Origin of the sequence: Moellerella wisconsensis (genome assembly GCF_022592395.1) — a bacterium.
GTDB lineage: Bacteria > Pseudomonadota > Gammaproteobacteria > Enterobacterales > Enterobacteriaceae > Moellerella > Moellerella wisconsensis.
This window is the reverse complement of record NZ_CP093242.1, coordinates 2531082-2551116: the sequence shown is the minus strand read 5'-3', so window position 1 is coordinate 2551116 and position 20035 is coordinate 2531082. Positions and strand designations below refer to the sequence as shown.

At 38.9% G+C, this 20035-nt stretch carries 19 protein-coding genes; 11 read left to right on the top strand and 8 right to left on the bottom strand.

Annotated features, from left to right (window positions below; genetic code table 11):
- Positions 1-28: 28 nt before the first annotated feature.
- From murC to lpxC, 6 genes are all read left to right on the top strand, one after another.
- Positions 29-1492 carry a UDP-N-acetylmuramate--L-alanine ligase gene (gene murC / locus MNY66_RS11235; RefSeq protein WP_047256307.1) on the top strand — a complete coding sequence of 488 codons (1464 nt, stop codon included), beginning with the start codon at positions 29-31 and terminating at the stop codon, positions 1490-1492.
- Positions 1493-1494: 2 nt separating this feature from the next.
- Positions 1495-2415 carry a D-alanine--D-alanine ligase gene (locus MNY66_RS11230; RefSeq protein ID WP_047256306.1) on the top strand — a complete coding sequence of 307 codons (921 nt, stop codon included), beginning with the start codon at positions 1495-1497 and terminating at the stop codon, positions 2413-2415.
- Between the two features lies 1 nt (position 2416).
- Positions 2417-3229, top strand: coding sequence for a cell division protein FtsQ (ftsQ, locus tag MNY66_RS11225; RefSeq protein WP_241500873.1), 813 nt, complete (start codon positions 2417-2419; stop codon positions 3227-3229).
- A 38-nt stretch (positions 3230-3267) separates the two neighbouring features.
- The gene (ftsA, locus tag MNY66_RS11220) at positions 3268-4524 is read left to right on the top strand and encodes a cell division protein FtsA (protein ID WP_047256304.1); all 1257 of its coding nucleotides are present in this window, start codon (positions 3268-3270) and stop codon (positions 4522-4524) included.
- 57 nt (positions 4525-4581) lie between these two features.
- Positions 4582-5739, top strand: a complete 1158-nt coding sequence (gene ftsZ, locus MNY66_RS11215) for a cell division protein FtsZ (protein ID WP_241500872.1) — start codon at positions 4582-4584, stop codon at positions 5737-5739.
- Positions 5740-5841: 102 nt separating this feature from the next.
- Positions 5842-6759: a UDP-3-O-acyl-N-acetylglucosamine deacetylase gene (lpxC, locus tag MNY66_RS11210; RefSeq protein WP_047256302.1), complete on the top strand. Its 918-nt coding sequence runs from the start codon at positions 5842-5844 to the stop codon at positions 6757-6759.
- Positions 6760-6967: 208 nt separating this feature from the next.
- On the opposite strand, the gene MNY66_RS11205 is transcribed toward lpxC, so the two are convergent.
- Entirely contained in the window at positions 6968-7501 is a 534-nt protein-coding gene (locus tag MNY66_RS11205; RefSeq protein WP_047256301.1) for a DUF721 domain-containing protein, read from the bottom strand.
- A 301-nt stretch (positions 7502-7802) separates the two neighbouring features.
- On the opposite strand from MNY66_RS11205, the gene secM reads away from it, so the two are divergent.
- The 3 genes from secM (at position 7803) to mutT (ending at position 11721) form a co-directional block, all read left to right on the top strand.
- The gene (gene secM / locus MNY66_RS11200) at positions 7803-8333 is read left to right on the top strand and encodes a secA translation cis-regulator SecM (protein WP_241500871.1); all 531 of its coding nucleotides are present in this window, start codon (positions 7803-7805) and stop codon (positions 8331-8333) included.
- A gap of 111 nt (positions 8334-8444) precedes the next feature.
- Positions 8445-11156: a preprotein translocase subunit SecA gene (gene secA, locus MNY66_RS11195; RefSeq protein ID WP_241500870.1), complete on the top strand. Its 2712-nt coding sequence runs from the start codon at positions 8445-8447 to the stop codon at positions 11154-11156.
- 172 nt (positions 11157-11328) lie between these two features.
- Positions 11329-11721 (top strand): 8-oxo-dGTP diphosphatase MutT, encoded by a 393-nt coding sequence (gene mutT, locus MNY66_RS11190; protein WP_047256298.1) that lies wholly within the window; start codon positions 11329-11331, stop codon positions 11719-11721.
- Between the two features lie 52 nt (positions 11722-11773).
- On the opposite strand, the gene yacG is transcribed toward mutT, so the two are convergent.
- From yacG to ampD, 7 genes are all read right to left on the bottom strand, one after another.
- Positions 11774-11971 (bottom strand): DNA gyrase inhibitor YacG, encoded by a 198-nt coding sequence (gene yacG, locus MNY66_RS11185; protein ID WP_047256297.1) that lies wholly within the window; start codon positions 11969-11971, stop codon positions 11774-11776.
- 19 nt (positions 11972-11990) lie between these two features.
- The gene (locus MNY66_RS11180; RefSeq protein WP_047256296.1) at positions 11991-12743 is read right to left on the bottom strand and encodes a cell division protein ZapD; all 753 of its coding nucleotides are present in this window, start codon (positions 12741-12743) and stop codon (positions 11991-11993) included.
- Positions 12740-13360, bottom strand: coding sequence for a dephospho-CoA kinase (coaE, locus tag MNY66_RS11175; protein ID WP_241500869.1), 621 nt, complete (start codon positions 13358-13360; stop codon positions 12740-12742). Before coaE ends, MNY66_RS11180 begins: the two co-directional genes overlap by 4 nt.
- A gap of 137 nt (positions 13361-13497) precedes the next feature.
- Positions 13498-14691, bottom strand: coding sequence for a type II secretion system F family protein (locus MNY66_RS11170; protein WP_241500868.1), 1194 nt, complete (start codon positions 14689-14691; stop codon positions 13498-13500).
- Positions 14688-16097, bottom strand: a complete 1410-nt coding sequence (locus MNY66_RS11165; protein WP_047255306.1) for an ATPase, T2SS/T4P/T4SS family — start codon at positions 16095-16097, stop codon at positions 14688-14690. The genes MNY66_RS11170 and MNY66_RS11165 overlap by 4 nt, the downstream gene beginning before the upstream one ends.
- A gap of 14 nt (positions 16098-16111) precedes the next feature.
- Positions 16112-16537 (bottom strand): prepilin peptidase-dependent pilin, encoded by a 426-nt coding sequence (ppdD, locus tag MNY66_RS11160; RefSeq protein ID WP_241500867.1) that lies wholly within the window; start codon positions 16535-16537, stop codon positions 16112-16114.
- A 339-nt stretch (positions 16538-16876) separates the two neighbouring features.
- Positions 16877-17416 carry a 1,6-anhydro-N-acetylmuramyl-L-alanine amidase AmpD gene (gene ampD, locus MNY66_RS11155; protein WP_047255304.1) on the bottom strand — a complete coding sequence of 180 codons (540 nt, stop codon included), beginning with the start codon at positions 17414-17416 and terminating at the stop codon, positions 16877-16879.
- 290 nt (positions 17417-17706) lie between these two features.
- Here ampD and nadC point away from each other — a divergent pair, with 290 nt between their 5' ends.
- Positions 17707-18597, top strand: a complete 891-nt coding sequence (gene nadC / locus MNY66_RS11150) for a carboxylating nicotinate-nucleotide diphosphorylase (protein ID WP_047255303.1) — start codon at positions 17707-17709, stop codon at positions 18595-18597.
- Positions 18598-19256: 659 nt separating this feature from the next.
- On the top strand, positions 19257-20027 hold the full coding sequence (gene pdhR, locus MNY66_RS11145; protein WP_047255302.1) for a pyruvate dehydrogenase complex transcriptional repressor PdhR: 771 nt from the start codon (positions 19257-19259) through the stop codon (positions 20025-20027).
- Positions 20028-20035: the final 8 nt, after the last annotated feature.

The window sequence follows — 20035 nt, the reverse complement described above, 5'->3', positions numbered from 1 at the left end:
TAACCCTAAGATATAGTGAAAAAATAACGTGAATACACAACAATTGGCGAAATTACGAGCATCAGTGCCTGAAATGCGTAGAGTCAGGCATATTCACTTTGTCGGCATTGGTGGTGCTGGCATGGGGGGTATCGCCGAGGTGTTGGCCAACGAAGGCTATGAAATCAGCGGATCTGATTTAGCGCCCAATGCAGTGACACAACAATTAAGTGCACTCGGTGCGACTATTTATTTTAATCATCGTCCTGAAAATGTTGAAAATGCCAGTGTAGTGGTGGTTTCTACCGCTATCTCGGCTGAGAATCCAGAAATTATCGCCGCTAATGAATTACGTATCCCGGTGATCCGCCGTGCAGAAATGCTGGCTGAATTAATGCGTTATCGCCACGGAATTGCGGTGGCAGGAACGCACGGAAAAACCACGACTACCGCGATGATTTCCAGTATTTATGCCCAAGCAGGGCTAGATCCGACGTTCGTGAATGGTGGATTAGTTAAAGCTGCGGGCACTCATGCCCGTTTAGGAACCAGCCGTTATTTAATTGCTGAAGCCGATGAAAGTGATGCTTCGTTTCTACATTTGCAGCCTATGGTAGCAGTAGTAACTAATATCGAAGCAGATCATATGGATACCTATCAAGGTAACTTTGAAAATCTAAAAGATACTTTTATTAATTTTCTGCATAATCTGCCGTTTTATGGGCGCGCAGTGTTATGTATTGATGATCCTGTGGTTCGCTCTATTTTACCAAAAGTCGGACGCTATATTACTACTTATGGTTTTAGCGAAGATGCCGATGTGCGTATTACCCAGTATGAGCAAAAAGGCAATCAAGGATTTTTTACTATCGCGCGTGAAAATTTGCCTGAGCTAACCGTGGTGCTGAATGCACCGGGGCGACATAACGCGTTGAATGCGACAGCCGCGGTTGCGGTTGCTACAGAAGAAGGCATCGATGATCAGGATATTTTGACGGCGCTGGTTGAGTTTCAAGGGACTGGGCGTCGCTTTGATTTTCTCGGCAATTTCCCACTGCGCCATGTGAATGGCTCTGAGGGGGAAGTGATGCTGGTGGATGACTATGGGCATCATCCAACCGAAGTTGATGCGACAGTGAAAGCAGCACGTGAAGGCTGGCCAGATAAACGAATTGTGATGCTTTTTCAACCGCATCGTTATAGCCGTACGCGCGATTTGTATGATGACTTCGCCAATGTATTAGGCCAAGTCGATGTCTTGTTGATGTTGGAAGTTTATGCGGCAGGAGAAAAACCGATTGCAGGCGCGGACAGTCGCGCATTATGTCGGACAATACGTAGTCGCGGACAAATCGATCCCATTTTGGTTTCTGAACCCGACCAAGTGGCTGATATTCTATCGAAGGTTATTCAGAATAATGATTTAATTCTAGTACAAGGTGCTGGAAATATAGGTAAAATAGCGCGTAACTTGGCTGAATCAAAATTACAGCCTACATTGAGTGAGGAATAATCATGGCGGAGAAAGTCGCTGTATTGTTAGGGGGGACTTCAGCAGAGCGTGAAGTGTCACTGCAATCAGGAAAAGCAGTAGTTGAAGGATTGCTTGAAGCTGGAATTGATGCTCATCCTGTTGATATAAAAGATTTTCCTGCAACTCAATTAAAAGATGCTGGATTTGATAAAGTCTTTATTGCCTTACATGGTCGCGGTGGTGAAGATGGCACTTTGCAAGGTGTGTTGGAATTTTTAGATTTACCTTATACCGGTAGTGGTGTGATGGCGTCAGCATTATCGATGGATAAGCTGAGAACTAAACAACTTTGGGCGGGCGCGGGATTACCTGTTTCGCCTTATGTTGCATTGAATAAACAACAGATGCAGCAATTAAATGATCAACAGCTTAACGATTATGTCCATCATTTAGGGCTGCCATTGATCGTTAAGCCGAGCCTTGAAGGTTCAAGCGTAGGGATGAGTAAAGTAGATTCCTTAGCCGATTTAAGAGCTGCGTTAGAATTAGGCTTTAAACATGATACTGTCGTGCTAATTGAAAAATGGCTAAGTGGTCCTGAATATACAGTGGCATTTCTTGGTGAAGAAACATTGCCATCAATTCGTATTCAGCCACCCGGAGTATTTTACGATTACGAAGCTAAATATTTATCTAACGAAACACAATATTTTTGCCCGAGCGGTTTGAGCGCAGAGCAAGAAGCAGCTTTAGCCGAGTTATCCATGCAAGCGTATAAAAGTGTGGGTTGCTCCGGTTGGGGACGTGTGGATGTTATGCAAGATAGCGATGGTGAGTTCTATTTATTAGAGATTAACACCTCACCGGGCATGACTAGCCATAGCTTAGTACCAATGGCGGCTAGACAAGCTGGACTCGGCTTCTCTGCGTTAGTTTCTCGTATTTTATCTTTGGCTGATTGATATGTCGCAGGCAGCGTTAAATGTGCGTCACCGTCGAGAACAGGATGAGGGGCCTGATAATGATAATTCAGGCCAAAGCAACGGGGCTTATCTTGCCGGGCTGATTTTCTTTCTGATGGTGTTAGGGACGATTATCTGGAGTGGCTGGATGGTCATGAACTGGATGAAAGATGCCGACAGATTGCCAATGTCAAAATTGGTATTAACTGGTGAGCGTCACTACACCTCCAACGATGATGTCAGAAAAGCGATTTTATCGCTTGGGCAGTTGGGCACATTTATGACTGTTGATGTCAACGCTATTCAGAATCAAATCCGTTTGATGCCGTGGATCAGGCAAGTTACGGTGCGTAAACAGTGGCCTGACGAACTAAAGATCAATCTGGTAGAATATGTACCTTACGCTCGCTGGAATGACCAAAATATGGTCGATGACCAAGGGCGAGTGTTTAGCTTGCCGGCGGATCTGAACGCTAAAGGGCACTACCCGATGCTGTATGGCCCACAAGGCAGCCAGACGGAAGTATTAAACGAATATGCCCGAATTAAGGCAATTCTGGCTAAGAATAATCTGCAATTAAAATCAATATCCATGACTGCTAGAAATGCTTGGCAGTTGATATTAGATAACGATATTCGGATTGAGCTTGGCAAACAGGATATTTTAGGGCGGTTAAATCGCTTTCTTGAGCTTTATCCGCTTTTGTTGCAAACCACAGATAAACGTGTTGATTATGTTGATCTTCGTTATACCAGTGGGGCAGCAGTGGGGTGGGCACCGCTTTTAGTTGATGCACCACTAGAGTTACAATAATAAATATTGCTAACAGCTCAGAAACAGGCAGAACCATAATGATTAAAGCGACGGACAGAAAACTAGTTGTTGGCCTTGAAATAGGAACTTCCAAGGTCTCTGCCCTGGTAGGTGAAATTCTGCCCGATGGTATGGTGAATATTATTGGGGTGGGAAGTTGCCCATCTCGGGGTATGGATAAAGGTGGCGTTAACGATCTTGAATCGGTGGTTAAATGTGTTCAGCGAGCGATTGACCAAGCTGAACTAATGGCGGATTGCCAAATATCCTCGGTCTATTTAGCGTTATCAGGCAAACATATTAGTTGCCAAAATGAAATTGGGATGGTGCCAATTTCAGAAGAAGAGGTGATGCAGGAAGATGTTGATAGCGTAGTTCATACGGCGAAATCAGTACGGGTTCGTGATGAGCATCGTATTCTTCATGTTATTCCTCAGGAATTTGCCATCGATTATCAGGAAGGGATCAAAAATCCAGTAGGATTGTCTGGTGTTCGCATGCAGGCTAAAGTCCATTTGATCACTTGCCATAACGATATGGCGAAAAATATCGTTAAAGCGGTTGAGCGTTGTGGCTTAAAAGTTGATCAGCTGATTTTTGCAGGTTTGGCTGCGAGCTATGCAGTCTTAACCGAAGATGAACGCGAATTAGGCGTGTGCGTGGTTGATATCGGTGGTGGTACCATGGATATGGCGGTTTATACCGGTGGTGCACTGCGCCATACGAAAGTTATTCCTTATGCGGGTAACGTTGTGACCAGCGATATTGCTTATGCATTCGGTACACCACCTACTGACGCTGAGGCGATTAAAATTCGTCATGGTTGTGCGCTGGGGTCTATCGTCGGTAAAGATGAAAATGTTGAAGTGCCTAGCGTGGGTGGGCGACCACCAAGAAGCTTGCAGCGGCAGACATTGGCTGAAGTGATTGAACCACGTTATACCGAATTACTGAATTTAGTGAATGAAGAAATTCTTAAATTACAGGAACAGTTACGCCAACAAGGTGTCAAACATCATTTAGCCGCTGGGATCGTATTAACCGGCGGTGCAGCACAAATAGATGGCTTAGCTGAATGCGCTCAACGTGTGTTTCATACACAGGTGCGTATTGGCACGCCATTAAATATAACGGGTTTAACGGATTATGCTCAGGAGCCTTACTATTCTACCGCAGTAGGGCTACTGCATTACGGTAAAGAAAGCCATTTAGGTGACGATACCGAAACGGAAAAACGTGCTTCAGTTGGCAGTTGGTTTACAAAAATTACCAGTTGGTTGAGAAAAGAATTTTAATTTTTATTCAGAAGCATATTATTTAGCTTCGAAGTAAGCACAAAACGGAGAGACATTATGTTTGAACCAATGGAGCTAACCAATGATGCGGTGATTAAAGTCATCGGCGTTGGTGGCGGCGGCGGCAACGCTGTCGAACACATGGTGCGTGAACGTATCGAAGGTGTTGAGTTCTTCGCTATTAATACAGACGCCCAAGCATTACGCAAAACGGCCGTTGGCCAGACCATTCAAATCGGTAATGAAATTACTAAAGGTCTAGGTGCAGGGGCTAATCCAGAAGTCGGTCGTAACGCGGCGGAAGAAGATAGAGAAGCCCTGCGCAATGCATTAGATGGCGCAGATATGGTCTTTATCGCTGCGGGTATGGGCGGTGGTACGGGTACAGGAGCAGCCCCAGTGGTTGCCGAAGTTGCTAAAGAATTAGGTATTCTGACGGTAGCTGTCGTGACTAAACCTTTCAATTTTGAAGGCAAGAAGCGCATGGCATTCGCAGAGTCAGGTATTACTGAGCTGTCAAAACATGTCGACTCATTGATAACCATCCCTAATGATAAATTATTAAAAGTATTGGGTCGTGGGATCTCCTTATTAGACGCGTTTGGCGCGGCGAACGACGTGCTGAAAGGTGCGGTACAAGGGATTGCAGAACTGATTACTCGCCCTGGTTTAATGAACGTTGACTTTGCAGACGTGCGTACTGTGATGTCAGAAATGGGCTATGCAATGATGGGCTCTGGCGTTGCTCAAGGCGAAGATCGTGCAGAAGAAGCCGCAGAAATGGCGATTTCAAGCCCACTGCTGGAAGATATCGACTTATCTGGTGCACGCGGTGTGCTGGTTAATATCACGGCTGGCTTCGATTTACGTTTAGATGAATTCGAAACTGTGGGTAATACCATTCGTGCATTTGCGTCTGATAATGCGACCGTCGTTATCGGTACTTCATTAGACCCTGAAATGAATGATGAGTTACGCGTTACTGTAGTTGCAACCGGGATTGGTATGGACAAACGTCCAGAAATTACCTTGGTCACTAATAAAGCAACACAACAAGCTTCGATGGAACAGCGCTATCAGAAAATTCAAAATAGCATGTCTTCACTGAACGAGGAAAAACCTGCTGCACAAGTGGTGAATGACCAAAACACGCAAGCAAATAAGGAACCAGATTATCTGGATATTCCTGCTTTCTTGCGTAAGCAGGCTGATTAATAATTATAAATTAATTGGACTCTCCGCTTTTTGTGCTAAACTGTTTTGCTAATTATCATGTACGATAATTGGCAAGACGGCTAACATAGTGAGAAAATAACGATGATCAAACAACGGACATTAAAACGTATTGTTCAAGCGACTGGCGTCGGTTTACATACTGGCAAAAAAGTCACGCTTACATTACGTCCAGCGCCGGCAAATACCGGGGTCATCTACCGTCGTACTGACTTAAATCCACCGGTTGATTTTCCGGCAGACGCTAAATCTGTACGTGATACTATGTTGTGTACCTGTCTGGTAAATGAAGACAACGTACGTATTTCGACAGTTGAACATTTAAATGCAGCGCTAGCAGGCCTCGGTATCGATAACATTGTTATCGAAGTTGATGCACCTGAAATTCCTATTATGGACGGCAGTGCAGCACCGTTTGTATTTTTATTGCTAGACGCGGGCATTGATGAACTAAATTGTGCGAAAAAATTCTTACGTCTAAAAGAAGCTGTTCGCGTTGAAGATGGTGATAAATGGGCTGAGTTGTCTCCTTATAATGGATTTAGCTTGGATTTTACCATTGATTTTAATCATCCAGCGATTGACAGCAGTACACAGCGTTATAGTTTAGATTTTTCTGCGGAATCTTTTGTTCGCCAGATAAGTCGAGCACGTACTTTTGGTTTTATGCGTGATATTGAATATCTGCAATCGAAAGGTCTTTGCCTCGGTGGTAGTTTTGATTGTGCGATTGTCGTCGATGATTATCGTGTATTGAACGACGATGGCTTACGTTTTGAAAACGAATTTGTTCGCCATAAGATGCTGGATGCGATTGGTGATTTATTTATGTGCGGCCACAATATTATTGGTGCCTTTACAGCATATAAATCAGGACACGCGCTAAATAACAAATTACTGCAAGCAGTTTTAGCTACAGAATCTGCTTGGGATCTAGTAACTTATGAAGATGAGGCCGAATTGCCATTGGCATTTAAAGCCCCTTCTGCGGTATTTGCGTAATTAATCGTTGCTAGACAGCGTAGATAACTAGATTTAGACAATATTGCTAGATGATGATTAAATCTTTATGGCATAAAAATATCTGCCATAAAGCAAAATGAATAAATCATGTTGGTGATAGCGCGCTAGTAATAAAACGCGCTATTAATTAATAAGTAGTATTGTCATAAATATAAATAACGTTATTTGCATCAATAAATAATCCGCATTAACGTTTCCTGTTGGCTGCATTAGTACTCTCTCCGGCTAATGCAGCCAGCCGCTCAAACTTCTCTTTTAATTTTTTCGGGCTTCTTTCTGCCAACACTAATAATTGCTCTGCCGTTTTAGCACTAATCCGTCGCTGGTTACTTTTTTGTTCTGGTTGAACCAAATGATGATTTGTTGAGCTATTTTGTCCTTTTTTTGTCATTAGAACTGGGTTGATTCTGATGTCGATAGAGGATAAAGATGGTAGAATAGTGGTTCTTAGCGCTGAAACAATATTAGGCTTTTCATAATTCATTCGATTAAGCCAGCTTGCGTTAGCGACTTCGATAATTAAAATATGATTGCGGTAATTTGCGACTCTGCACATTGGTTTCATTTCCGCAGGCAGTAGGCTTTTTACTGTACGATTTAGTTGAAGTATCGCTTTTGCAGTGCGTTGTATGGCTTGGAGTGATCCCTTAGCATCAGACGTATTTTTAGAGAGTGAATCGTCTAAAACATCACTTAGTGGTTGAGGGTGACTATCTCGCATAGCAACTCCGGTTAAATCAGAAAACATAATAGTTGGGTTAAATATAGCTAAAAATCTAAGCTAGTGTAGTGGGTTAATAGTAAAATTAAGCCTTTAGTAGCTTAGTTCGTTAGCAACATGGTTCATTAGCAGTATAGATTCTGTAACATTAACTATAAAATATCAGCAACAAAACAAGTAATAAAATATAAGTTATAGCAGCATAGCTATAGTAAATAAGATGGTAATTGAGCGTAATATAGCTGACTCTGTACTGAATCAGCTGCTTTATCAACATAAAAAGATAAATTAAAAATTCTTGATGGGTATTGTAAGTCTTTGGCGACAATTTGGTAGACGATATTTTTGGCCCCACCTATTGTTAGGTGTTGTGGCTGCCGGTATCGGCATGCCCGCTATCCTGAGTGCGCTGGTTGAAAGCCACAATATCCAGATTAATGCCTCAGTTGCCGAAAGACAAACTCAGGCAATGAGTGCCTTTGATAATCTATTTGCTCAAAAAAGTAACCAACGCCCCTCATCTTCTTATTCAATTAATTACTGGCAACAACATGCAGTTAGAAATGTTATTCGTCAGCTTACTTTCGCGTTCTCTTCTTTGGAATCAGAGAAAGATGAACCCGCAGAAAATGATGATTTAATCTTAGTTGCACAGCTTGAGCCGCAAATTATGCTAGACACGCTGTATGCGATGTTGGCTCAGCGTTCGCTGCAATATATTGAACCTACCTTCAAGCCATTTAATATTAAACTTCCACCAGACATTGCATGCCAACCTGCAATGTGGGTATCTCAAACTCAAGGGATTAGAGCCGGGCCAGAGCAGGTTTAACTGCTTCGTTTTGTGATTGATATTGATGAGTGATATTTTTAAATAAGAATGCTGCCAATATCAATTTAATTAACTCTAACCTGTAATCTATTGATTTGAGAAAAGAAATTTATGTTAACTAAATTAATGACCAAAGTTTTTGGTAGCCGTAATGACCGTACTCTGCGTCGCTTGCGTAAAGAAGTTGAGAAAGTTAATCGTTTAGAGCCTGAATTCCAAAAACTAACTGACGATGAATTGAAAGCTAAAACTAACGAGTTCCGTGAGCGCCTGAAAAAAGACGAAAGTTTAGACAGCATCTTACCTGAAGCGTTTGCAACTGTACGTGAAGCCAGTAAACGTGTGTTTGGTATGCGTCATTTTGATGTTCAGCTGATAGGTGGCATGGTATTGAATGAACGTTGTATCGCGGAGATGAGAACTGGTGAAGGTAAAACCTTAACTGCAACCTTACCTGCTTATCTTAATGCATTGAGCGGTAAAGGGGTGCATGTTGTTACCGTCAATGACTATTTGGCAAAACGTGATGCTGAAAATAACCGTCCGTTATTCGAGTTTTTAGGATTAACTGTAGGTATTAACTTACCAAATATGCCGGCACCACAAAAGCGTGAAGCCTATGCCGCAGATATTACTTACGGGACTAACAACGAATTCGGCTTTGATTATCTGCGCGATAATATGGCATTTAGCCCAGAAGAACGTGTTCAGCGCAAACTGCATTACTCTTTGGTCGATGAGGTTGACTCCATTTTAATCGATGAAGCTCGTACCCCATTGATTATTTCAGGTCCTGCTGAAGATAGTTCTGAGCTATACAAACAAGTTGATAAGTTAATTCCAAAATTAATTCGTCAAGAAAAAGAAGATACTGAAACGTTTGAAGGGGAAGGTCACTTCTCTGTCGATGAAAAATCTCGTCAGGTAACTTTAACAGAACGTGGATTAGTATTAATTGAACAATTACTGGCAGAAGCTGGCTTGATGCAGGAAGGGGAATCGTTATATTCACCTTCAAATATTATGTTAATGCACCATGTGATGGCCGGTTTGCGTGCTCATGCGCTATTTACCCGCGACGTTGATTATATTGTTAAAGATAATCAGGTTATTATTGTTGATGAGCATACGGGGCGTACTATGGAAGGCCGCCGCTGGTCTGACGGTTTGCATCAGGCGGTTGAAGCTAAAGAAGGTGTTGATATTCAGAATGAAAATCAGACGTTAGCTTCAATTACCTTCCAGAACTATTTCCGTCTGTATGAAAAATTAGCCGGTATGACGGGTACTGCGGATACTGAAGCGTTCGAGTTCAGCTCAATTTATAAATTAGATACGATTGTTATCCCAACCAACCGTCCAATGGTACGTAAAGATTTACCTGACTTAGTTTATATGAATGAGGCAGATAAATTTAACGCAATTATCGAAGATATCCGCGAAAGAACCCAAAATGGTCAGCCGGTGTTAGTTGGTACAATCTCCATTGAAAAATCAGAGTTGATTTCTCAAGCGTTAACTAAAGCCAATATTCCACATAATGTCTTAAATGCTAAATTCCATGCAATGGAAGCTGATATTATTGCTAACGCAGGTCAATCTGGGGCGGTGACTATAGCGACCAATATGGCTGGGCGCGGTACGGATATCGTATTGGGCGGTAGCTGGCAGACTGAAGTTGCCGCGTTAGAAGAACCGACAAAAGAACAGATTGAAGAGATTAAAGCTGCATGGCAAAAACGTCATGATGAGGTTTTAAAAGCAGGCGGTTTACATATCATCGGTACAGAACGCCATGAATCTCGTCGTATTGATAACCAATTACGTGGCCGTGCCGGTCGACAAGGTGATGCAGGCTCATCACGTTTCTATTTGTCGATGGAAGATGCTTTGATGCGTATATTCGCCTCAGATCGCGTAACGGGCATGATGCGTAAATTGGGCATGAAACCTGGCGAAGCTATTGAACACCCATGGGTGACTAAAGCGATTGCTAATGCTCAACGTAAAGTTGAAAATCGTAACTTTGATATTCGTAAACAATTGCTTGAATACGATGATGTAGCTAGTGATCAGCGTCGCGCTATTTATACCCAGCGTAATGAATTACTGGATGGCGGTGATGTTAAAGAAACTGTTGATAGTATTCGCGAAGATGTATTTACTACAGTAATTGATGCCTATATTCCACCACAATCTCTAGAAGAAATGTGGGATATTGACGGGCTACAAAAACGTTTAATCAACGATTTTGATTTAGACTTGCCAATTAAAGAATGGTTAGATAAAGAGCCAGAATTACATGAAGAAACGTTGAGAGAGCGTATTTTAGCGACAGCGATTGAAGTGTATCAGAAGAAAGAAGAAGTGGTTGGCGAAGAGATGATGCGTAATTTTGAAAAAGGCATCATGCTACAAACGCTGGATACACTTTGGAAAGAGCATTTAGCTGCGATGGATTATCTGCGTCAAGGTATTCATTTACGAGGTTATGCTCAGAAAGATCCAAAACAAGAATATAAACGTGAATCTTTCAATATGTTCTCTAACATGTTGGAATCATTAAAATATGAAGTTATTAGCACGTTGAGTAAAGTTCACGTTCGTATGCCAGAAGAAGTTGAAGCGCTTGAATTACAACGTCGTAATGAAGCTGAACGTTTAGCGAAACAGCAGCAATTAAGTCATGCAACGGAAGAAGAAGCATTGATGTCCGAAGCTGAGGCTAAAATTGCAACAGAAGGGCATAAAATTGGTCGTAACGATACTTGTCCTTGTGGTTCAGGCAAAAAATATAAGCATTGCCATGGCCGTTTAAACTAAGCCATGATGCTAATATATTAAACTCATAAATAAAGGCGGGGAAACCCGCCTTTTTATACCCACGGTATCACAACCTATCGATAGACAGATTCAATTGTTGTTATAGTGATTGCAGAATAATGTCATTTAATCTCTCGTTTGGGATACCGAATTTACATTGATGAAAATAATTATGCAAAAGAAACACCTTTATATTGCTGCGGGTATCATTCGAGATCCTCAGAATAATATCTTTATTGCTCAGCGCCCTATGGGTTCTCATATGGGCGGATTTTGGGAATTTCCGGGCGGTAAATTAGAATCTAATGAGCGAGCAGAAGATGCTTTAGTGCGTGAGTTAGATGAAGAGATAGGAATTATTGCAACAGAATATCAATTATTTAAAAAAGTTGAACATGAATTTGATGATCGTTTTATCACTCTGTATTTTTTCTTGGTGACCAATTGGGATAATCAACCTTATGGGCGGGAAGGACAAAATTCACGTTGGGTTAAACAATCTGACTTAATTGCCGATCAATTTCCACCAGCAAATCGTATTGTGGTCGATATATTGACTCAATAACTAGTATTGCAGGCAGAGATCCGCCTGCAATGTATTTCACGATTAGAACATCCTAATCGTCCGGATTTTCGCTCCAGGTATCACTTTCAGAAATATCACTCTGGCTAGCAATACGCTTTTCTTCATCAGCCCATTCACCGAGGTCAATTAGCTGACAACGTTTACAGCAAAATGGACGATAAGGACTGTTTTCGCCCCAAATGACTTTCTTGCCACAGGTAGGGCAAGAGACTTCAATTATTTCATTCATATTTACTTAACTTATATTTTTAACAACTTGCCAACTCAAATTTTAGTATCGGAGGAATAATGCCATGTTCGCTATCAAAATGCAGAAAACGAATCGCAAAGCGTGTTTTATGTCCCGATATTTGAGGGTAAATTAATTCATTTACTGGCAGTTTTATTCGTAATAAATACTTATCTTCGACGCTGTCTTGATAAAAACCATTATGTGATTCTATTAATTCAAAATAACCTGAATTACGGATCAACAGCAGGATAACATCTAATGACTCTTTAAGCGGCAACAAACCGTCTAACCAAAGTGACATTCGTTGATCTCGCTCTGGTTGTGGTAAGTTTAGCCATAATTGAAGCAAGGGTAAATCAAAACCGCAGTAGCCACCTGGAATACTAAGTCGTTGACGAACCATACTGATTATTTTATCTCCGCGTAATTGATGGGCAAATCGCGGTGCTGTTTTTACTTTAACTTGTTTAGTGTTCACATCTGCCAATAAGCCAACAATGATCTCTTTATCCACATACGGTGCTTCTGACCATGCGACTAAACGCTGATGTTGTTTATCTAATTCTTTGATTAATTCTGAACGCACTTCACCACGATCGAGAACTTCAATCAATTCAGATACCGCCCGAAAGAAAGCAATACCAGATGTATAGGAATCAATGTGCTGCAATGCAAAAATTTGAGATAAAAGCGTTTCTAGCCGTAACCAAGAACGCACTTTTTCATTTAAAGGATGCTCGTAGATGACAAAAGTGGTTGTCTCATTCATTTCGCATTTTCCTGTTGAGCTTGTTTCGCTAATTGCTGATATTTCTGATGAAGTTTTACGATATCATCTTGCTGTTGATGCTCGCCATCATGGTTGGAAATAATATCATCAGCCAGACTTAATCGCTCAGCTCTACTTGCTTGTGCTGCAATAATTCGCTCAACGTGCTGTCGGGTAATATTATCTCGAGTAATTGTCCGTTGTATTTGTTCTTCTGGCGTAACATCAACGACTAACACTCTGTCTGCTAAGTGTGAAATATTATTTTCAATTAATAGGGGAACAACCCATAGTACATACAAAGCATCAGTATTCTTGAGTTGGCGCTGTGTCTCTTGCTGGATCAAAGGATGAAGTAATGCGTTTAACCACGCTTTTTGCTGCGGGTCAGAAAAAATTTCATGTCTTAATAGCGGGCGATTTAAGGTACTATCAGGCAGTAAAATATCCTGACCAAAATGAGCTGCAATGGCAGCTAATGCCGGTGATCCTGCCTCAACAACTTGTCTGGAAATAATATCGGCATCAACTATAGGAACCCCTAATGCGGCAAAGGCATTAGCGATAGTTGTTTTACCGCTTCCTATTCCTCCTGTAAGAGCCACTATATAAGCCATGATTTTCTCGCACTTTTAGTTATTTACTGAATCAATATATTATCCGTATTTTACAATAATGTTGCTTCAGTCTCTATGACAAATAAGATGGAATTTTTAATAAAATGAAATTATGGTTTATACTTATGGCTTAAAATTTAAGAAAAAATATTGCCAAGATTAAAGATTGGGAGGTACATTGCCAATAATAATCCGCCTATTAGTAAAGCAAGAAATAGCATAATAATTGGCTCCATACTTTTTAAGAGTCCTTCTGTTTTTTGAATGTACTGTTCCTCATAATAATTACTCAAATAATGAACGAAGTGAGGTAGTTTCCCAGACTCCTCACCGATTGAAATCAGTTGATAACATAACTCCGGGAACAATTTGTTATCTTTTAATGATTGTGAAAAAGAGTAACCTAAAATAATACGCTCATAAATTTTATAAGTCTCTTGCTGATAATAGGTGTAAGTTAATGCTGACGTTGTACATTTTAGACTATCTAATAATGAAAGCTCAGCATGTAATGTTGTCGACAAAATTGAGAAATAGAGCTGTAATTGATTTAATTTAATTAATGTGTTTATTTTTGGTGTTTTCAATAAAACCCATTGTATAGCTAAATCAAAAGATTTATTTTTTCGTTTTAAAAAAAATAGAGTGCTAATTGTTATAATTATGCACAAAAAAATAGTTAGTAGATTATTTTCAATAAGTTTAGATGTTAATATCAAGTTTTGTGTGACGCTGGGAAGTTCACTATCAAAATTCTCATAAACAGATTGAAATTGGGGGAATACATAAATTAACATAATGAAAATCACTAACATAGAAAACATGCAAAGAGTTATTGGATAATTTAATGACTTAATAATTCTCTTTTTAACAATGCTTTTTTTATTGTATAAATTAAATATTTTATCAAAAGTAACATCATAGTTACCTGTTTTTTCTGAAATTATAACTAAATTAATAATTATTTTATCAAATAGTAGCGGATGTTTTTTCATGCTATTAGAAAGAGATATTCCTTGTTTAATATCTACTATAATATCAGAAATAATTATTTTCCAGTAAATAATATTGCAGTTATTAACTATAATTTGTAAGCTATTAAGTAATGAAATACCTGATTGCATTAATATACTTATTTGCTGGAAAAAGGTAACTCTATAAGCTAAGCTTTCATGGTTTAAATAATTTATTGTTTTAAATGTTAGTTTTAATGGAATTAAGTCTTTATCAATAATTAGTAGATAAGCTTGTTTTTTATTATTTGAGGATATTATGTCATTAATTATATCTCCTTTTGAATTTATTGCATGATATTGGTAGATTAATTTCATTCACTTTTTCCTGTTATTGAATAAAGTTCTTGTAGTGACGTTACTCCTTGTTGAACTAAATTTAAGCCAAAATCAAATAATTTATCATAGATAATGGAATGATCTGTATGGGGGTTATTTACCAGTGAATCCAATTCATGATGAGTAATAAATTCATAAATTGCTGTTCGGCCAATATAGCCAGAAAAACAATGTTCACAGCCCTTGGCTTTCCAGTGCACTATTTCGATATTCTTTTTATCGTGGCTAACAGTAATAGGCTGAGATTCTTGCTGTCGGCAATGAGTACAAAGCATTCTAATTAAACGTTGAGCAATAATAATTTTAACGCAGGATGCTAGAAGTGAGGGGGCAATACCAAGTTGCTCTAGCCGACTGACGGTATTTATTGTTCCATTAGTATGCAGGGTAGAAAGTACTAAGTGACCTGTTTGTGCTGCTCTTACTGCGATTTTTGCAGTTTCTTCATCCCTAATTTCACCAATCATGACAATATCAGGATCTTGTCTGAGTAAAGAACGGAGAATATTTGCAAAACCCAAACTGTATTTTTCATTAACTTGTATCTGGTTGATCCCATTTATAGGTATTTCTATTGGGTCTTCGATAGTTGATATATTACGGTGTAAATTATTGACTGATTCAAGGGAGCTATATAATGTAATAGTTTTGCCGCTTCCCGTTGGGCCTGTTACTAAAATCAATCCTTGGGATGAACTTAAAGTATCTTTTAACTGCTGTAAAAGGCTCTCCGGCATGCCTAGTTGATCTAAGGTATATTTTAGCTGGGTATGTAGAATTCGTAGTACCAGCTTTTCCCCATACAGTGTTGGCATGGTGGATAAGCGAATACTAAAGTTCTGTTTGTCTAAAAAACAACTGAATTGACCATCTTGTGGTAGGCGTTTTTCTGCGATATTAAGTTTAGCGAGAATTTTTAACCTTGCGATTATTTCTGCATTAATCTCATAAGCCGGAGCGGGAAGATAGTGTAGTTTTCCATCCACCCGAATGCGAATTTTCATTCCTTGTTTAGAGGGTTCGAGATGAATATCAGAAGAACGTTTTCTCACTGCTAGTGTTAACATGTCCTCGACAAAAGCTACTGCAGGGGATGAAGACATTGCATGCTCATTTGGCGTCGGTTGATAAGCTACTTCTTCTTCATTGGCCTCTTCATAATAATTATTAAAATGATGGTCTATTTTTTCCTTAGGCCACAGGTCATAGCAAATAGAAACTCCGGCAATAAATTTCAAAGTCGATAATATTTCATCTTTAGGTTTTTTAGTTGCAGCGATAGATAATTTATTATGAGTTAGCTCAATAATTATAATGAAATGTTTATCGCATATGGTTTTAATTTCTTTATATACTAAATGAATGTCTTTTCTATTGTTAGCCATTTAATAACTCCTTATTAGAATTTAAGTGTTTTTTCACATATACTTTTAACTTTTTCATTGGCATCAATAACACAAGCCACTGTCCATTGAAAAACATTTACAGTACTAGGTAATTGAGGTGTCAATGTGATGGTGAGACCGTTTAATATTTTTTTAGTGGTTAATGTAATAACCCCACTTTTTACTGCTATTTTAGTGATGTATTTTCCTTTTATGTCATTTGGAATAGTACTTTTCCCACTATCGCACTTGCTAAAATCACCTTCATCAATACTACAAAGTTCTATATTACTTTTATAAGGTAGCAAAGATTGTAGTACATCGGTCATTGCCGCTTTTTGCATATAAGTTTGATAGCCAGGAATTGCCACAGCACTTAAAATGGAAATGATTGCAATGACGACCATGATTTCTATTAATGAAAATCCTTTTTGATACATAAAATGACACTCCTCGTTTTTGGGTGTTTTATTATGTAGCATCTGGCCGATAAAATAATCGCTGTAAGATAATAATGCGATCAGTTCCCTAATAAATACTATTGTTTTTTTTAGTATATTATTTATTTTGTGAAGCCACTCGAGAAAATATTAAAACACTATATTTTTTTATCGACTCCTTTACTTTAAAATGCGAGTCTTATTTTTAATGGCTGTTTTTTTGAGTGTTTTATTAGTTTAATATTTCCATATTGGAGTTTTATATTGTTTTTAATTATATCTTATTGAAGAATTGGCTAACCCATTAAATTTAATTAATATTAGTGGGCTAGTTAATTATTATTTTAATAATGAATTAAAATAATCCCAATAAAAGTATGGGCCGGGATCTGTTTTTCGAATAGGAGCTATATCACTATGACCAGTAATATTTCCTCTAATAAGAGGATATTCAATTAACAACTGTTGTGTAACTTTAGCTAAAGCTAAATATTGTTGGTTAGTGAATGGTTGAAAATCTGTACCTTCTAATTCTATACCGATAGAGAAATCATTGCATTTTTCTTGCCCTTTATAACAGGAAATACCGGCATGCCATGCTCTGAATTGAAAAGGAACATATTGAATAACTTCACCATTACGGCGGATTAAGCAATGGGCAGAAACTTTTAATCCTTTTATTTGATCAAAAAAAGGATCTTCTGTCGGATTAAGTGTTCCGGTAAAAAGTTGATTGATATATGGGCCACCAAATTGCCCTGGGGGCAAACTAATATTATGGATAACCAATAATGAGGGAACCACATTGACGGGGCGTTGATCATAATGAGGGGAGGGGATATGTGTTACTCCAGTTATCCAGCCATTATGTATTTTCATTTTTGGGATCCTTTAAATCATATTGCTCAGTATCATATGAAGAGCTTCTATCAAAATGTTACCTCTACTGATAGAAGATATACAATACTAATAAATGTCTTATAGCCAAAGTAGAACTAAAAAGTTTATTTTAGCTCACATTTTAATGATTTAAGATGATTCAAAGTTACTTAAATTAGTAGACAGCCTGTCTTGTGCGAGGCGATATAGTGTATGAATCGAGCAATAAATTTCTAAATAAATGCTAAATTGATATTGATTACTAAAATGGATGTTCTTAGGAGTTATTAATGACTATACGACGTTACGATACTGAACAAAGAAAACAGATATTAATGGCGCAGTTAGAGCGAGATATTCCAGTTAGAGTCACGCTCGCATTGCAAGAGGATCTCGGGCAATCTACTGATTATCATTATGATATTACGGGACAATTATTATCATCGGATCAGCAGGTAACGGCTAGAATTATTACCCGAGAAAATGGAGTGTTTTGTGGTCAACAATGGTTAATTGAAGTCTTTCGTCAGCTAGGAGGAAATATCTTGATTGATTGGCGAGTCACTGATGGTGAGCCAGTGATTGAAAATCAAATCTTATGCGAACTTACTGGCTCTGCTCAAATTCTTCTTACCGGTGAACGAACGGCACTGAATTTTATACAAACACTTTCTGCTGTAGCGACAGTAACTGCGCAATATGTCGCATTATTGCAGGGAACTCACGCTAAATTATTGGATACTCGTAAAACCATCCCCGGATTGCGTACAGCATTAAAATATGCGGTGTTGTGTGGTGGAGGGCAGAACCATCGATTAGGTTTAACGGATGCGTATTTAATCAAAGAAAATCATATTATTTCAGCGGGTTCAATTAACAATGCAATTTATTGTGCGCGTCAAGCACATGCTGAAGTACCGATTGAAGTAGAGGTGGAAAATTTAGATGAATTACTTGAAGCAATTAGGGCAGGTGCCGATATTATTATGCTAGATAATTTTACTCCTATCATGATGAAGGATGCGGTGGTATTAAACAGTGGCGTTGCTGCGCTTGAAGTATCGGGAAATGTAACTTTGGATACAATCGCTGAATTTGCACAGACTGGAATTGATTTTATTTCAGTTGGTGCATTAACCAAACATATCCGAGCGATTGATCTATCGATGCGTTTCGTTTGATATTTTTGTAAGGGGTTATGCTCTATTAAGTTTTGGATATTGATGGAGCATATATGTTATCAATTGTTATAATTTTATTTATTAGCTAATCATTTAATCTGAAGTATAAAGTTAAATTTCAAACGGATAGATAGTAGCTATAGATGACAACTCTGAGATTTCTTTGAATACAAATTGGTAAGTTGTTTTTCTGTTTAGTTTTAAAATAGATGAACTATAGTGATTTATTTGAGCTCTTGTTCGCATCAATAACGGTGCTTATTATTTTTTTGTCATGAAATTAGTTTTGAGATAATTAAATTTTTACCATCTATTAAACTTGATAAATAATCAGGTTGAAAATGACTATTTATTCGCATTTGATGCATTTTAATTTTGAATTTGGTTGGCTGTATCGCTTCAGTTTGCTTATTTAGACGTTTGAAAAGCAAAAAACTGTTAAATGTTCGTCCTCAAGCAACGATCATATAGTTATCAATTTATGCTAAAGTTTAAAAAAAATTGTTAAAATTTGCAGGATTTTATGATTTGTCACAAGGTCTTTATGGACAGTTGGTGAATACTTTGTTACTTTATCGATATGTAATATAAATTGGTATTACCAATTGACTCTAGGTAATTCAAAATCAATATTTACTCACAAATGATTACTGCAAATTATGGCTTATAGTAAGATTCGCCAACCAAAGTTATCTGATGTTATTGAGCAACGTCTCGAACATTTGATACTCGAAGGGACATTGCGCCCGGGTGAAAAGCTGCCTCCGGAACGGGAACTGGCAAAACAGTTTGATGTTTCGCGGCCATCTTTGCGTGAGGCTATTCAAAAATTAGAAGCTAAAGGGCTGCTACTGCGCCGACAAGGTGGCGGTACTTTTGTCCAACAAAATCTATGGCAAAGTTTCAGTGATCCCTTGGCTGAATTACTCGCTGGCCACCCTGAATCCCAGTTCGATCTACTAGAGACTCGTCACGCTTTAGAAGGCGTTGCTGCCTATTATGCGGCATTACGAGGTACTGATGAAGATTTGGATCGTATCCGTAAAAGTTATCATCTCATCGAGCAGGCACAGGGTACTGGTAATTTAAACGCTGAGTCAGACGCCGTTTTGCAATATCAACTGATAGTCACCGAAGCTGCACACAATGTAGTTTTATTACATTTATTACGCTGCATGGTGCCTATGTTAGAGCAAAATATTCGCCAGAATTTTGAATTTCTTTATACCCGTAAAGAGATGTATTCCGCAGTAAGTGAACATCGTGCACAGATATTTTCAGCAATTGTGGCACGTGAGCCGGAGCAAGCTCGTGAAGCTTCTCATCGTCATTTGGCATTTATTGAAGATATCTTATTAGATATTAGCCGAGAGCAAACTCGACGTGAACGTTCATTACGTCGATTACAGCAACATCCCGAATTAAATTAGTGATGCAG

Bases quoted from the DNA above. Each gene is read 5' to 3' on its own strand.
- MNY66_RS11205 (WP_047256301.1), bottom strand. From the start codon at position 7,501: ATGCGAGATAGTCACCCTCAACCACTAAGTGATGTTTTAGACGATTCA.
- yacG (WP_047256297.1), bottom strand. From the start codon at position 11,971: ATGAATGAAATAATTGAAGTCTCTTGCCCTACCTGTGGCAAGAAAGTC.
- ftsA (WP_047256304.1), top strand. From the start codon at position 3,268: ATGATTAAAGCGACGGACAGAAAACTAGTTGTTGGCCTTGAAATAGGA.
- MNY66_RS11165 (WP_047255306.1), bottom strand. From the start codon at position 16,097: ATGGCTAACAATAGAAAAGACATTCATTTAGTATATAAAGAAATTAAA.
- nadC (WP_047255303.1), top strand. From the start codon at position 17,707: ATGACTATACGACGTTACGATACTGAACAAAGAAAACAGATATTAATG.
- MNY66_RS11170 (WP_241500868.1), bottom strand. From the start codon at position 14,691: ATGAAATTAATCTACCAATATCATGCAATAAATTCAAAAGGAGATATA.
- coaE (WP_241500869.1), bottom strand. From the start codon at position 13,360: ATGGCTTATATAGTGGCTCTTACAGGAGGAATAGGAAGCGGTAAAACA.
- secA (WP_241500870.1), top strand. From the start codon at position 8,445: ATGTTAACTAAATTAATGACCAAAGTTTTTGGTAGCCGTAATGACCGT.
- MNY66_RS11180 (WP_047256296.1), bottom strand. From the start codon at position 12,743: ATGAATGAGACAACCACTTTTGTCATCTACGAGCATCCTTTAAATGAA.
- secM (WP_241500871.1), top strand. From the start codon at position 7,803: ATGGGTATTGTAAGTCTTTGGCGACAATTTGGTAGACGATATTTTTGG.
- ppdD (WP_241500867.1), bottom strand. From the start codon at position 16,537: ATGTATCAAAAAGGATTTTCATTAATAGAAATCATGGTCGTCATTGCA.
- ftsZ (WP_241500872.1), top strand. From the start codon at position 4,582: ATGTTTGAACCAATGGAGCTAACCAATGATGCGGTGATTAAAGTCATC.
- ampD (WP_047255304.1), bottom strand. From the start codon at position 17,416: ATGAAAATACATAATGGCTGGATAACTGGAGTAACACATATCCCCTCC.
- lpxC (WP_047256302.1), top strand. From the start codon at position 5,842: ATGATCAAACAACGGACATTAAAACGTATTGTTCAAGCGACTGGCGTC.
- mutT (WP_047256298.1), top strand. From the start codon at position 11,329: ATGCAAAAGAAACACCTTTATATTGCTGCGGGTATCATTCGAGATCCT.
- MNY66_RS11230 (WP_047256306.1), top strand. From the start codon at position 1,495: ATGGCGGAGAAAGTCGCTGTATTGTTAGGGGGGACTTCAGCAGAGCGT.
- ftsQ (WP_241500873.1), top strand. From the start codon at position 2,417: ATGTCGCAGGCAGCGTTAAATGTGCGTCACCGTCGAGAACAGGATGAG.
- pdhR (WP_047255302.1), top strand. From the start codon at position 19,257: ATGGCTTATAGTAAGATTCGCCAACCAAAGTTATCTGATGTTATTGAG.